Raw genomic sequence first — 13,670 nt, forward strand, 5'->3', positions numbered from 1 at the left:
AGCAAGGTCGCCCTTAGATCACCGTCACGCGACCTTGGTTACCCACGATGGCCTTTGCCTCTGCCAACAGCGGAATCGAGCGTGCGTTGACCTTGGCCGGCACCTCGGCACGCAGTACGCGCCCGTCCACCTGCTCGATAAAGATCTCCACGCGGTCGCCGCCCGGGTTGGCGGTAAGCACCGTGGCAAGACGCGCCATATTGCCCTGGCTAAAGCGGCTGTTGGGCACCATGACCTCAAACACCTTGGGCTTGTTGTTCTCCTCATTAAGCTCCAGCGGCACGATCTCCTGCGCGATGATCTGGTCGCCGCGGTCCGAGCGCTCGAGTTTGCCCTTAATGCGCACAAACGCATCGGACAGCTGCGCGCCGGTCTCGGGATCGACCTCGCCGTACAGGTACCCCTCGGCCTCCTTGTAGGTCTTGGGGAACACCACGACCGTGGCCTCGCCTTCCATGTCCTCGAGCTGCACGATGCCCATGGGGTCGCCGTTTTTGGTCACGCGCTTGGACACGCTCGAGACCATGCCGGCCCACCACAGCGCCTTGCCCTCGGGAATCTCCTGGTTGATGGTACCGCCCGTAGGATTCTGAACTTCGTAGCCAGTGTCGATCTGCGAGAACGAGAAGTCGCGTGCCTTGGCTAGTGCATACTCAAACGGGCGCAGCGGGTGGTCCGAGACATAGATGCCCAGAACCTCCTTCTCCTGGCTCAACTTAAGGTGGCGGTCCCACTCCTGGCCGTCCGGATCGGGCACGCTCACCTCAAAGCCCGAGCCCTCAACGTCGCCAAACATGTCGAAGAACGACGTCTGGCCGCTCGCACGATCCTTCTGGCGCTTTACCGCGGCATCGATGATGTTCTCGGGGTTGTTCTTATCCACAAAGTGCATCATCTGGCGACGCGGATACCCCGTGGAGTCGAAGGCGCCTGCCTTGATGAGCGATTCGATCACGCGACGGTTGGCCTGGCTCGAGTCCACGCGCTCGACAAAGTCGTGCAGCGTCTTAAACGGGCCGCCCGCCTCGCGCTCGGCGATAATCGCCTGCGCCACGCCAGTGCCCACGCCGCGGATGCCGGCCAGACCAAAGCGCACGCCCTCCTTGGTAGCCGTGAACTCGGTACCGGACTCGTTGACATCTGGCGACAGCACGGGGATGCCGTCGTGGCGGCACGCCGAGACGTAATGAACGATCTTGTCGGTCTTGCCCGTGTAGGACGTCAGAACGGCCGCCATGTACTCGTGCGGATAGTGCGCCTTGAGCCACGCCGTCTGCATAACCAGGATGGCGTAGCCGGCGGAGTGCGACTTGTTAAAGGCGTAAGACGCGAACTCGAGAACATCGTCCCAAATCTTCTGGGCGACCTCGCGCGTGTAGTTGTTCTTGATAGCACCGTTCATCCAGTGGTCGTAGGTGGTCTCGTCCGAGCCATCCTCCCAGTGGAGCACCGTCGACGTGAGCAGCTTGATCTTTTTCTTAGCCACGGGCTTACGGATACGCGAGTCCGATTCGCCCTTGGAGAAGCCGCACATCTCGACGGAGATGAGCATAACCTGCTCCTGGTAGACCATGGTGCCGTAGGTTTCGCCCAGGATGTCGTCCAGGCGGTCGTCGTAGGAGACGGCCGGCTCCTTGCCGTTCATACGGTTGATGTAGGACGAAACCATGCCGGCGCCCAGCGGGCCCGGGCGGTACAGAGCGATCAATGCCACGACGTGCTTGTATTCGGTGGGTTTCATGTTCTTGATCGTGGCCGTCATGCCGGCGGACTCGACCTGGAAGACGCCGGCGGTGTGGCCGGAGCCCATGAGCTTAAAGATCTCGGGATCGTCAAAGGGAATCTCTTCCTCTTTGATGTCGATGCCGAAGTTCTTCTTGATGTTTGCCTTAGCCTTGGAGATAACCGTCAGCGTGCGCAGGCCCAGGAAGTCCATCTTGAGCAGGCCCATGTCGGCAACGGTATGGCCCTCGTACTGGGTAATCTCGACGCCGCCCTTGGTGTCGAGCTTGGTGGGCACATGCTCGTTGACGGGGTCGCGGCAGATCAGAACGGCGCACGCGTGCACGCCCTCGCCACGGGTGAGGCCCTCAATCGAGAGCGCCGTGTCGATGATGCGGCGGGCGTCGTCGTCCTTTTTATAGGCCTCGGCAAAGTCGGGGTTAAACAGATCCTCTTTGCCGGGTTGTTTTTCGAGCACCTGCTTGAGCTTGACCTTGGGGTCGCTCGAGACCATCTTGGACAGGCGCTGGCCCATGTAGACCGGGTAGTCCAGGACGCGCGCGGCGTCGTTGATGGCCTGCTTGGCCTTAATGGTCGAGTAGGTGATGACGTGGGTGACCTTCTCGGGGCCGTAGAGCTGGCGAACGTGCTCCACGACCTCGAGGCGCCGCTCATCGTCGAAGTCCATATCGATATCGGGCATCTCGGTACGTTGCGGGGACAGGAACCTCTCGAACATCAGGCCGTTCTCGAGCGGGTCGAACGCGGTGATGTTCATGGCGTAGGCGACGATAGCGCCGGCGGCCGAGCCACGGCCGGGGCCGACGCCGATGCCGTTGTCCTTGGCCCATTGCACGTACTCGGCGACGATCAAGAAGTAGGCGGCAAAGCCCTTGTCGCAGATGACCTTGTATTCGTACTCAAAGCGCTCTTTGATGTTGACGCCGCCGATCTCGCGCGTGGCCCAGTCGTCACCGTAGTGCTGACGCAGGCCTTTCTCGCACTCGCGGCGGAACTGGCTCTCGTGCGTCTCTCCGGGATCGAGCAACGGGAAGCGCGGCAGGATGATAGAGTCCCAGTCCAGCTCAACGTAGCACTTGTCGGCGATCTCGAGCGTGTTGTCGCAGGCCTCGGGGCAATACGGGAACATCGCCCGCATCTCCTCCTCGGTCTTCATGTAAAACTCCGAGCCGGTCATGCGCATGCGGTTGGGGTCATCGACCTTGGCGTTCATGCCAATACACATGATGACGTCCTGCACGGGCGCATCCTCGCGGCGCAGGTAGTGGAAGTCGTTGGTGGCGATGACCTTGACGCCCACCTGCTTGGCGATATCGATGAGCGTGCGGTCCATCTGCTCGTCGGTCAGGCCGTTGTCGGTGGTGATGCCATGTTCCTGGATCTCGATGTAGAAGTCGCCGGGGTCGAAGGTATCGCGGAAGGTCTCGGCCCACTTGATGGCGCCCTCCATGTCACCGCGGTCGATGTATTTGGGGATGATGCCCGCGATGCAGGCGCTCGTGCAGATCATGCCCTTGGCGTGGCGGCGTAGGTTGTCGAGCGTCACGCGCGGCTTGTAGTAAAAGCCCTGCACGGCGGCCTCGGAAACCGTCTGCATCAGGTTGACGTAGCCTTCCTGGTCTTTGGCCAGAAGGATCATGTGGTAGAGCTCGGGCTTGTGGTCGCGGGCAAGGGTCTCGTCCGGCGTAAAGTAGACCTCGCAGCCAAAGATGGGCTTGATGACCAGAGGCGGCTTGAGCTCGTCGATATTGCCCTTCTCGTCCCACATGGCCATGTCCTTCACATACTGGGCATGCTCGCGCGGGTTTTCCTCGGGGTCGGGCTCCACCAGCTCGTCGCGGCGGTCCTTTTCCAAGAAGGCCTTGTCGTGGCTCCAGGTTTTGTACTCGGGCGTGTTGTGATTGACGGCGTCGCAGGCCAGCGCCAGGTCGGGCACGCCATACATGTAGCCGTGGTCGGTAATGGCCACGGCGGGCATGCCAAGTTCAACGGCACGATTGACCATATCCTGGATACGGGTTGCGCCGTCGAGCATGGAGAAAACAGTGTGATTGTGCAGATGGACGAATGCCATGTGATGAGCTCCGATGCGGGTTCGTGTTCTGACTGAACGATTTTACCGCACGGCGCGGACGGCACCCGAACCTAGCCAAACCAACACGGCTCCTCTTGCAGTTGCGGTGAAATGCGGACTGTTTGGCGGCTTTTTTGGCCAAAACAGTCCATATTCCACCGCAAGTTATCTGAGGGCTAGAGATTGTAGGTGACTACTTGAGGTTCGGCGGGTTCGACGAAGATGGCTGGATTCGTCTGCTCCACGCGAACGAACTTGACCGTCACCGCCTCAACGCCCGCCTTGTGCAACACGTCGGCGTAGACGCGCGCCTGCAGGGCGTGCTTCTCGAGCAGCTGTTCCGGCGTCTCATCCGGCGTGCCACCCGTCTTGTAATCAATGACCAGGGCGCGCGACGGATCGGCCGGGTCGGTGGCCAGTGCATCGATGGCGCCTTCGGCATATGCACCGTAGCGGGCGATGTCCTCGTCCTCGCAGCCCAGCGAAAAGAACGGCACCTCGGCGCGAACGCACGGCCACGCGAGCAGGTCGGCACGAACAGCCGACTTGAGCCAGCGGTTCAGGGCAACGTCGAAGCGTTCGCGCTGCTCCGGCGTCAGGCGCCACAGACGCGCCAGTGCATCGGCGCGCGCAGCGGGCAACGCGTCGGCACCCATCTCGATGAGCCACTGGCAGGCGGCGTGGAACGCCGAGCCCAGCGCCATGGGGTTGCCGGCGGGCTCAACGACGGCCACGTCCGCATCGGCCATCTCCGAGCCATCCGACTCTGCATCATCGCCAGCCTCGTCCATGGGCACGTGCGCCTCGGCGGCACGGTCCTCGGACTCGGCATGCAGCGCCGCGGCAATTGACGAGTAGCTGTACGAATCGCGCTCCGGATACGGGCAGGTGCCCATGCGCACGCCCACCGCCTGGGGATACACGAGCTCAAACGCATCGGGCTCGGGGTCGGCAGGACCGGGAACGGCGGCGCGGGCATCTGCACCGGCACCCTCCGGCTCCGCATCGCCGCGGACAAGCCTGCCCTCGGCATCCAGCGAAGCGTTTGCCTCAAACGCCTGCTCGCCAAAGGTAAAGTCCGTGAGCGAAATGAGCTCGTAGTCGCCCGGCTGGGAGTTGTCGAACACCAGGCGGTCGCTATCGAGCTGCGGCGTGTCCAGAGCGTCGGTCGGCAAAATACGGCGCAGCACGTCGTAGGTCAGATCCGTCTCGACATCGAAGGTCGGCGCCGTCACCTTGCCACGGCTCACACCGGCATCCATCGCCAGAATGACCAGCTCGCGTGCTCGCGTCATGGCGACATAGAGCAGGCGGGCCCGCTCCTCGAGCGAGAGCTGCAGGTCGTCGTTGCGCAGGCGAGCAAATGCCTCGGCGGGAGAACCCGTCGCACAAACGTCCTCCATGAGCTCCGGCGGCAGCCACAGCGACGTGCCCTTGCCCTTAAACGCATGCTCAAACTGCTTTTTGACGTCGTCGCCCTTCACAAAGGTTCCGTCGGCGAGCTTAACGCCGTCGAAGCGTGCCGGCAGTGCCACGACCTGCGCTCCGCCATCGACGCGACCCATCTGTGCCGCACCCGAGGACTTACGCACGCCAAAGCACTCGGCGACCGCCACGACCGGATATTCCAGACCCTTGGAGGCATGCACCGTCATGATGCGTACCGCGCCGTCACCCTCCTCGTTGAGCGCGCCCGGGGCCTCCTTGCCCGCCAAGAAGCGGTCGAAGGCCAGCGCGATGGAACGCGGCGAGTTGCCGAACTCGGCCTCAGCCTCAGTCACGGCGTCGAGCGCCTTGAGCACGTTGGCGGCAATGGCCTTGCCCTCGGGGCCGCGCTGCGCCAGACGCACAAACCAGCCGGAGGCGTTGACCACGTCGCGCGCGATGGCGGCGAACGAATCGCGGCCCGCGCGACGAAGCGCATACCGCAGCACCTCGCGGGCGCGCTTCACAAGCGGCAAGTCTTGCAAACCCGGCACGTCGGAATCGCTCATGATGCCCATGTCGATATTCCGGCGCGAGGTCTCCCCTGTCTCGCTATCGAGCTTGGTCGCCAGCGCCAGGAACTCCTGAGCGCCGAGCGCAAACATCGGCGAGGCGAGCAGCGGCATAAGGCCCCGCGCCGTATCGGCCGGATTGGCGAGCGCACAAACCAGGGCGCGCACCGTCTGCACCTCGGCTGCTTGGGCAAAGACCGAGCCGCCCGCGATGACGCAGTCGAGCCCCTGATCGCGGAAGGCCTGGGCGTAGACGTCGGCGTTGGTCATGCGGCCCAGCAGCAGTACCATGCCGCCCTGGGGCTGGCCGGCATCGGCAAGCGCGCGAAAGCGCTCGGCGATCGCACGGGCCTTGGCCTGTGTGCGCTCCTGCATACTACCGCCGGCAACAAAGAGGGCCTGGCGGCGCGAGGCGTCCGCCACCAGCGTGTCCTTGCGGCCGTCGCTCGCCTCAAGATCCAAAAAGCCCTGCATCAGGCCGCCGTCATCGCCGTCGAAGACGCGCGCCACGTAACGCAGCACCTCGTCATGGCTGCGGAAGTTGCGCACGAGTTTAACGAGTTCGCCGGCAGGGGCATCGGCCACGGCAGTCGCCTCGGACGCGGCAGACGAGCCCACCTTGCGCTCCTGGCGGCGAAACACCTCGACCTCGGCGCCACGGAAGCGGTAGATCGACTGCTGCGCATCGCCCACGGTGCACAGCGCGCGCTCCCCCGCGCCCGTCAGATAGCGAATCAAATCGACCTGCATCTGATCGGTATCCTGGAACTCATCGATCATGACCATCTTAAAGCGGCCCTCGTACGCAGCACGGATGGCTGGGTAATCGCGCAGGGCCTCGTAGGCCATACGCAGCAGGTCGTTATTATCGAGGGCGGACTGGGCAGCCTTCAATGCGCGATACTCGGCCTCGACGGAACGGGCCAGGCCCACCAGCGCATCGAGCGCCGGGCCACCGCAGGCAAGCACGATATTGATAAACGCATCGGCGGCCTCGGCCTTGAGCAGCTCGACCTGCTCCTTGGGGAATGCCTTGCTCGCGCGCGGCATGGTGCACGACATCATGAGTCGCGCCGCATCCTCCATGGTTTTGCCACTCGCCTCAAACGCGTCGATGGCATCGAGCGCCGTCTGCGCCTTCTCGGTCGCGGCCTTGCTTGCGCCTAGCGCCGCGCGATAGGCATCGGCGAGTGCCGAGGTATCGGCCTGGCCGCGCGCCACGCGCGCGTCGTCCATACCGCCCGGCAACTGGCTCGACAGCTCCAGCAGGTCGCGCACCAGACCCTTGATGGTCGTACCGCCGCCAAAGGAACCGCCCTCGCCCGCCATGGGATACCAGGCATAGAGGGCCTTGAGCGATGCCGCGAGCTCGGGGGCGGCATCGGGTGCCGTCGCGCGACCCAGCACATGCTCAACAGCCTGGTCCATGAGCTCGTCGGTATCGGTGAGCACCGTGAACTCGGGGTCGATGCCCAGCTCCAGCGCGTGCGCGCGCAGGATACGCGAGCACATGCCGTGAATGGTCGAGATCCACGCGTCGTCGACGGTCAGTGCTTCCTCGTCCATGCCCTCGTCGATAAGCGCACGGCGCACGCGGTCGCGAATCTCGGCCGCGGCATCTTTGGTAAAGGTAATGGCGAGCACCTGGTCCAGATGCTCGACGAACGGACCGGATTCGGGCGAGAGCGCGTAGACGATGCGGCGCGTGAGGGTAAAGGTCTTGCCCGAACCGGCGCCCGCCGAGACAAACAGCGGACGGTCGAGCGTCTTGACGATCTGCAGCTGTTGCGGCATCAAAGTCGAAAGATCCATGGTCTACACGCCCCTCCTTACAAACGTTCCTTGGTGGTTATACGAACAGCGCGCATGCGCGGCTTGCGCCGATGTCGGGTCGACAGCGGCGACGTCACCTGCCTCGAGCTCGCGCAGGCGCTCGGCAATGCCGGTCTCCACGCGGTCGAGCAGGGCATCGAAGTCCATGCTGCCGCCCTCGCCCGGGAAACCCTTCTTGAGGCCCGGGATGCGACCGTCACCACGCTCTTCCTCGAGCAACTCGGCACTCGCCGCGCCGCGCAGCGCGGGCTTGCCGCCCTTGGTCGAGAAATAGAGCGCAGCACGGGTATCTAGGCCCAGCGCCCGACGCATGGCCTGGGCGTAGATGAGCGTTTGGGTATGTGGTGGCAACCAGCGCGGATCGTCGATGGGCGCCGTGCCCGATTCCTCGTCGCGCACCGTGGGGTCGGCGAGCTTAAACTCCTCAACGCCCGTGCGATGCTTGTAGTCGATCACCACGGCACGATTCTCGGCGTCCACGTCCACGCGGTCGATGCGCCCGCCAAGCGGCCAACCGGCATACTCGACCTTGAGCTCGTTGAAGGCGAACTCCAGGTAGCGCGGGGCAAAGGGGGCAAGTGCCTCGGACTCGTAGGCAAGCACACCCTCCAGCTGCGGCAAGATCTCGGCCACCTGGCGTTCCTCCACCGCAGAGAGCGGCACCAGCGGGCCCTCCGTGCCGCGCTTGCCGGCGTGCTCGGCCAACGTCTCGTCAAAGACCTCGTGCAGCAGCTCCTGTGCGCGCGGCAGATTCTCGGGCGTCACGCGCTCCATGCCCTCTTGGGGCAGACGGGCATGCAGATGCTCCAGCACGTCGTGGACAAAGTTGCCCTTTTCCATGTTGCCAAAGCCCGCGTCGATCGACTGGGGCTTCACGCGGTACGAGACGAACCAGCATAGCGGGCAGGTCGAATAGGCCTCGATCTGCGAGGCGGACGTCAGACGCGGCACGAGCGGCGCGTCCTCACCCTCGCCATCGCGACGGCGCAGGACCAAATACGGCACGGCCTCGGCACTCAGATGCTGAGGGGCTTCACAGGTCACGCGCTCGCGCTTGAGGCCTTCACCTGCCGCGGGATCAAAGTCGGCGATGATATCGCCCTCGCCCACGCGCATGGGCTTGGCAGCGCCAGCGGCCTCGGCATGTGCCCACAGCTCGGTCCATACGGCTGCCGGGTAGCACTCGCGTGCCTGGCGATCGTGCGTCACACGGGCGAGCGCGACCGGACCGCTCGCCGCCTGCATCGCACGGCCAAAGCGCACGCGCAGCAGGGCAGCGGGCTCCAAAGACACGTCGTCGCGGCGCAGCTCGGCTGTCAACGTGGCAAGCGGGCCCTCTTCGTGCGAAAGCGGATAGCTGTCCAGGTCGACATCGGCAAACAGCACGGCATCGTAGCTGCCAGGGCGAAGAACCGACGCATCGGCAAGCGACGCGAAGCGCACTTGTGCTCGTGGTGTGCGATCGACCTCATAGGTCTCGTAATCGTAGGCGGTACTGCGCTTGTCCACCTTGGTTCGAACGCCGTCGAGAACCGGCACGGTCGCGGCCTGCGACACGTCGAGCGCGCGAGCATCGTTCATAAGGATGTCGATGGCATGGCGCAGCAAAGCCGTCTCTGCCTGGCGACGGGCCTGGCCGTCAAGGCCGCCTAGAGCGCGATCGGGCAACGCCTCGGCAACGGCAAGCATGGCCTTAAGCGCCGTCACGGGCTTGTCACGCCACAGCGCCTGGAACACGTCCGAGACCACACACGGTACGTTCTTAAACCAGTTATCGTCGCTCGTCGCCTTGCGCGCGCCCCTCACCTGGCCCTGAACGCTCTGCAGCAGGCTCTTGACGCCCGCGGTAGTCTTGCTGCGCGAGAGACGCATATTCTTATCGAAGGTACGGGCATTGACGGCATCAGCGCCCGAAAGCGGACTGTAGATCCAGTCGGTAAGCTCCGGCGCGGGCCACCACTCAGTCTTGGAAGCGGTGCCCTCGTCGGCGGCTTTCATACGCTCGATCAGGTTGGCGAGCGCCGTAAACTGCCTACCCGCGATGGACTGGGAAAACGCCGTGAACTCAGTCGTCTCGGCCGCAATGTGACGCGCCGCCAAACGGGCGGCGAGCTCGCCGAACAGCTGGGGTGCCCGGGCAGAAACGACGAGCACGCGCACGGGGTCGGCGGGCGTTGCAGTAGCTTTATCGGCCTTGGACTCCTTGTGCGCTTTCACCAACTTATCGATGGCGTCCGCATAGACATGAGCACGGGCATGTGGGCCGGCGACCTCAATAAAGGCAGGCTGAGCGGCGGCCCCGCAAGCGACATCAGACGCGACGGCGTCCTCCCCCAGCGGCGCGATCTCAAACAGCACACCGCGGGCATCAAATGCCGTGGCAAGCTCCTCGCGCATCGCCGCCTGCTCGCGGGCAAGCAGCACGACGACCTCTCCCCCATTGTTCGCCACGGCAGACAGCAGCTCGAGTAGACCGTGCGTAAACGACGTGGTACCGCGCACGCATACGGCGCGGGCGCACGCCGGCAGGCTATCGGCCAGGGCACCGGCCATAATGTCGGCTGCCTCGCAGGGCTCGACCATATCTCGACGGTCCAAACCGCCCGCGTAGGCACGCAAAAGCTCAAACACACGAGCCTCGGCATCGCTTTTTGGCTCAGGCCGGCAATTGTTGCCACCGCATCGCTCGGCCGTCGTCCCCGCCACACCCGGCAGCACATCGCGGGCCATGCGCGCGAGCATGCGCACCGTGCCCTGGCTACGCGAAAGCGGCTGCAGGTCGGCATCGTCGCGGCGGGCAATCATATCCGAAAACAGCATCTGACGTTGCAGGTTGTCGACGAAACCGCGCCCGTCGCCCAAAAGCTCCCAAAGCGAGCGAAGCCACGATGCGGGTGTCTTGTAGTCGATACCCAGCGAAATGCCGGCTTCCGCCGCATCATGACGGCACAGATCGAGCTCGGCAAACGTTGGTGCCAGCAACACGGCACGCCCGTGACGGGCAATAAGGTCGGCAAGCAGCGCCGACTCGGCATCGCTCAAATCCGTGCCGGCATTGGTGGTATAGATTCGAACAGGCATGGTCCTCCGCTCAAACCGTTCGCAATAATCAATGCATCCATCCTACCCGCCCAAGCGGACACATTGCCACCGCAGTTCCATCTTTTGGTACAAAGCAACCTGAACCCAACGCACCAGCCGATTGCAGGCATATAAAAACCGCCCCCGGAGGGACGGTTCTTCGTAATTCAATGTTGTCGCTGGCCTACTCGCCATCCTCCAACTTAATGAGGATCTTGCGGTAGCCACCGTACTCGCCGTTCAGCGCCTTTGAAACGCGGCTCACCGTGGTGGACGAAGCGCCGGTACGGGCCTGAACCTCAACATAAGGCTCGCCCTCGTCCAAATAGCGCGCAACCTGCAAACGCTGAGAAAGGTCGCAAATCTCGCGCGGCGTGCAGATATCGGTCAAAAACGCTTGGATATCCTTCTCGTCGTCCAAAAGGCTAAATGCGTGGACCAGCTGCTTGACATCAGGCTTGTCAAACATGTTCTCGATATTCATCGATCACCGCCAAACCCGCCAAAAGGCATCGAAGTTGATACTGACATCGGGCATCGTTCACCCGTTCTATGCAATAGGGCAACGCCTGTGGCTTTTGCCCGTAGCAGTGTAGCACACCACCAAACTAAAGCGACAAGACTCTCTGCCAGCGGCGCGTTTTTCAGGACGAACGCCGTTTAGAAACCATATGCGCACGTAAGCTCCACGAATATTTGAGACAATGGGCGCCCAAACACCGCGGCGCGCCCGCGCAACCATCCAGGTCGCCGCCGTAAGCCGCTTCACGCGACGCCAGCAATCCCGGCGCAAGAAAGGATTCACGCCATGCGCTTTATGCTTAACTGGCTCTTCACCTCGATCGCCATCGCGATCGCCACGTTCCTCGTCCCCGGTATCCAACCCTTCGGCTTTGCCGAGACCTGGGTCTGCTTTGCCTTTGTGGGACTGTTCCTGAACATTGTCGATTCGTTCGTCAAACCGTTCCTGACCGTCATCTCACTGCCGCTCACTATTATTACGCTTGGTGTTTTTCAGCTCGTAGTCAACAGCTTTATGCTCGAGCTGGCCAGCTACCTGTCGGTCAATCTGCTGGGCGCGGGCATCTCCATCGCCAGCTTTGGATCGGCCTTTATGGGCAGTATCCTGGTATCCATCACGCGCAGCATCCTCGACAGCATCGCCGAGGACTAAAACGGCCATTCCGGCCGTGCCCGTCTCAACAGCCCAAAACGAAGGCCGCCCATCGCAAAAATGGGCGGCCTTCTTATTTGTCAAGTCTCAAAGGGCGAGAGAATCTACCATTTCTACCCCGTCCCCAAATGGCAGGTGTGGGTTAGATGACGTAGTCGTAGCCATGGTTGGGAGCGACAAGTTGATCGAGTGTCACACCGTCGAGGTAGTCGTTGATGAGCTTGTCCAGGTTCTTCCACACGTCGAGCGTGGGGCACTCATCCGAGCGTGAGCAGCCCTTGCAGTCGCCATCCAGGCATGCAACCGGTGCCAGACTGCCCTCGGTCAGGCGCAGGATCTCGCCCACCGTGTACTGCTCGGGCGGGCGCGTGAGCACGTAGCCGCCGCCCTTGCCGCGCATGCCCGAAAGCATGTTGGCGCGCACGAGCGTAGCCAAGATGTTCTCGAGATATTTCTCGGAAATCCCCTGTCGCGCCGCGATCTCTTTGAGCGGGATGCGACCGGCCGCCTGGTGCTCGGCCAGATCGACCATAACGCGCAGGGCATATCTGCCCTTTGTAGAAACCAACATGTATAGTGCTGCCTTTCGGTCATTTAGTCCGTAGAAATTCTAGCCGAAAAATTGGTTTTGAAAATACCCGTTCCGGTCAAGATGGTTAATCAGCTCGTAATAATCTTCTATTTCCTATTGCATTACTAGGCTTTAGTGTCTAGTATGCTTCCCAACAGCTAAACGAACAACCTATAAGGTTTATGGGTTTAGCTGCTACACGCACCGTGAAACCACACGGCAACCAGCAACTTGAACACTTTGGAGGTTCACCATGAGCAAGGTTTACACGTCCATCGATCAGCTTATCGGCCACACCCCGCTCCTGGAGCTCACTCACTTTGAGGCCGACGAGGACCTCAAGGCTCGTGTGCTCGTCAAACTCGAATACTTCAACCCCGCCGGGTCAGTTAAAGACCGCGTCGCCAAGAACATGATTGACGAGGCCGAGAAGGCAGGCAAGCTCGTGCGCGGCGGCGACTACACCATCATCGAGCCCACGAGCGGCAACACCGGCGTCGGCATCGCCTCGGTGGCGGCCGCCCGCGGCTACAAGGTGATCATCACCATGCCCGAGACCATGTCCGTCGAGCGCCGCAAGCTGATGCAGGCATACGGTGCGCAGCTCGTGCTCACCGACGGCTCCAAGGGCATGAAGGGCGCTATCGCCAAGGCAGAGGAACTGCAGAAGGAGACTCCCAACAGCATCATCGCCGGCCAGTTTGTGAACCCCGCCAACCCCGCCATCCACAAGGCCACGACCGGCCCCGAGATCTGGGACGACACCGACGGCAAGGTCGACATCTTCGTCGCCGGCGTCGGCACCGGTGGTACCGTGACCGGCGTGGGCGAGTTCCTCAAGGAGCAGAACCCCGAGATTCAGGTCGTCGCCGTCGAGCCCGCCACCTCCCCGGTGCTCTCCAAGGGCCAGGCCGGCCCGCACAAGATCCAGGGCATCGGCGCCGGCTTTGTGCCCGACGTCCTCGACACCCGGGTCTACGACGAGATCATCCCCGTCGAGAACGACGACGCCTTTGCCACCGGCCGCGCCGTGGGCCACAAGGAGGGTGTGCTCGTGGGCATTTCGTCCGGTGCCGCCGTGTGGGCCGCGCTGCAGCTGGCCAAGCGCCCCGAAAACGAGGGCAAGACCATCGTGGCCCTGCTTGCCGACACCGGCGAGCGCTACCTGTCCACGGCACTGTTCCAGGACTAAGGGCC

Annotated in this window: 7 protein-coding genes; 2 read left to right on the forward strand and 5 right to left on the reverse strand. The window is 62.9% G+C overall.

Annotated features, from left to right (window positions below; translation table 11 throughout):
- Positions 1 to 13 precede the first annotated feature (13 nt).
- From dnaE to AAAX36_RS03735, 4 genes are all read right to left on the reverse strand, one after another.
- Entirely contained in the window at positions 14 to 3,817 is a 3,804-nt protein-coding gene (dnaE, locus tag AAAX36_RS03720; RefSeq protein ID WP_117637344.1) for a DNA polymerase III subunit alpha, read from the reverse strand.
- A 176-nt stretch (positions 3,818 to 3,993) separates the two neighbouring features.
- Positions 3,994 to 7,626 (reverse strand): UvrD-helicase domain-containing protein, encoded by a 3,633-nt coding sequence (locus tag AAAX36_RS03725; protein WP_349074031.1) that lies wholly within the window; start codon positions 7,624 to 7,626, stop codon positions 3,994 to 3,996.
- Positions 7,627 to 7,629: 3 nt separating this feature from the next.
- Entirely contained in the window at positions 7,630 to 10,728 is a 3,099-nt protein-coding gene (locus tag AAAX36_RS03730; protein WP_349074034.1) for a PD-(D/E)XK nuclease family protein, read from the reverse strand.
- Positions 10,729 to 10,912: 184 nt separating this feature from the next.
- Positions 10,913 to 11,212, reverse strand: a complete 300-nt coding sequence (locus AAAX36_RS03735; protein WP_022094855.1) for a YerC/YecD family TrpR-related protein — start codon at positions 11,210 to 11,212, stop codon at positions 10,913 to 10,915.
- Positions 11,213 to 11,536: 324 nt separating this feature from the next.
- Here AAAX36_RS03735 and AAAX36_RS03740 point away from each other — a divergent pair, with 324 nt between their 5' ends.
- A complete protein-coding gene (locus AAAX36_RS03740) occupies positions 11,537 to 11,902 on the forward strand; it encodes a phage holin family protein (RefSeq protein WP_196032327.1) in 366 nt (121 codons plus the stop codon).
- Between the two features lie 142 nt (positions 11,903 to 12,044).
- Here AAAX36_RS03740 and AAAX36_RS03745 read toward each other — a convergent pair whose 3' ends face one another.
- The gene (locus AAAX36_RS03745) at positions 12,045 to 12,473 is read right to left on the reverse strand and encodes an Rrf2 family transcriptional regulator (protein WP_022094857.1); all 429 of its coding nucleotides are present in this window, start codon (positions 12,471 to 12,473) and stop codon (positions 12,045 to 12,047) included.
- A gap of 253 nt (positions 12,474 to 12,726) precedes the next feature.
- On the opposite strand from AAAX36_RS03745, the gene cysK reads away from it, so the two are divergent.
- A complete protein-coding gene (gene cysK / locus AAAX36_RS03750; RefSeq protein ID WP_349074037.1) occupies positions 12,727 to 13,665 on the forward strand; it encodes a cysteine synthase A in 939 nt (312 codons plus the stop codon).
- Positions 13,666 to 13,670 lie beyond the last annotated feature (5 nt).

The sequence above is a fragment of the Collinsella sp. CLA-ER-H10 genome, assembly GCF_040092475.1.
GTDB lineage: Bacteria > Actinomycetota > Coriobacteriia > Coriobacteriales > Coriobacteriaceae > Collinsella.

Coding starts and splice junctions, on each gene's coding strand:
- dnaE (WP_117637344.1), bottom strand. CDS start 3,817: ATGGCATTCGTCCATCTGCACAATCACACTGTTTTCTCCATGCTCGAC.
- AAAX36_RS03725 (WP_349074031.1), bottom strand. CDS start 7,626: ATGGATCTTTCGACTTTGATGCCGCAACAGCTGCAGATCGTCAAGACG.
- AAAX36_RS03730 (WP_349074034.1), bottom strand. CDS start 10,728: ATGCCTGTTCGAATCTATACCACCAATGCCGGCACGGATTTGAGCGAT.
- AAAX36_RS03735 (WP_022094855.1), bottom strand. CDS start 11,212: ATGAATATCGAGAACATGTTTGACAAGCCTGATGTCAAGCAGCTGGTC.
- AAAX36_RS03740 (WP_196032327.1), top strand. CDS start 11,537: ATGCGCTTTATGCTTAACTGGCTCTTCACCTCGATCGCCATCGCGATC.
- AAAX36_RS03745 (WP_022094857.1), bottom strand. CDS start 12,473: ATGTTGGTTTCTACAAAGGGCAGATATGCCCTGCGCGTTATGGTCGAT.
- cysK (WP_349074037.1), top strand. CDS start 12,727: ATGAGCAAGGTTTACACGTCCATCGATCAGCTTATCGGCCACACCCCG.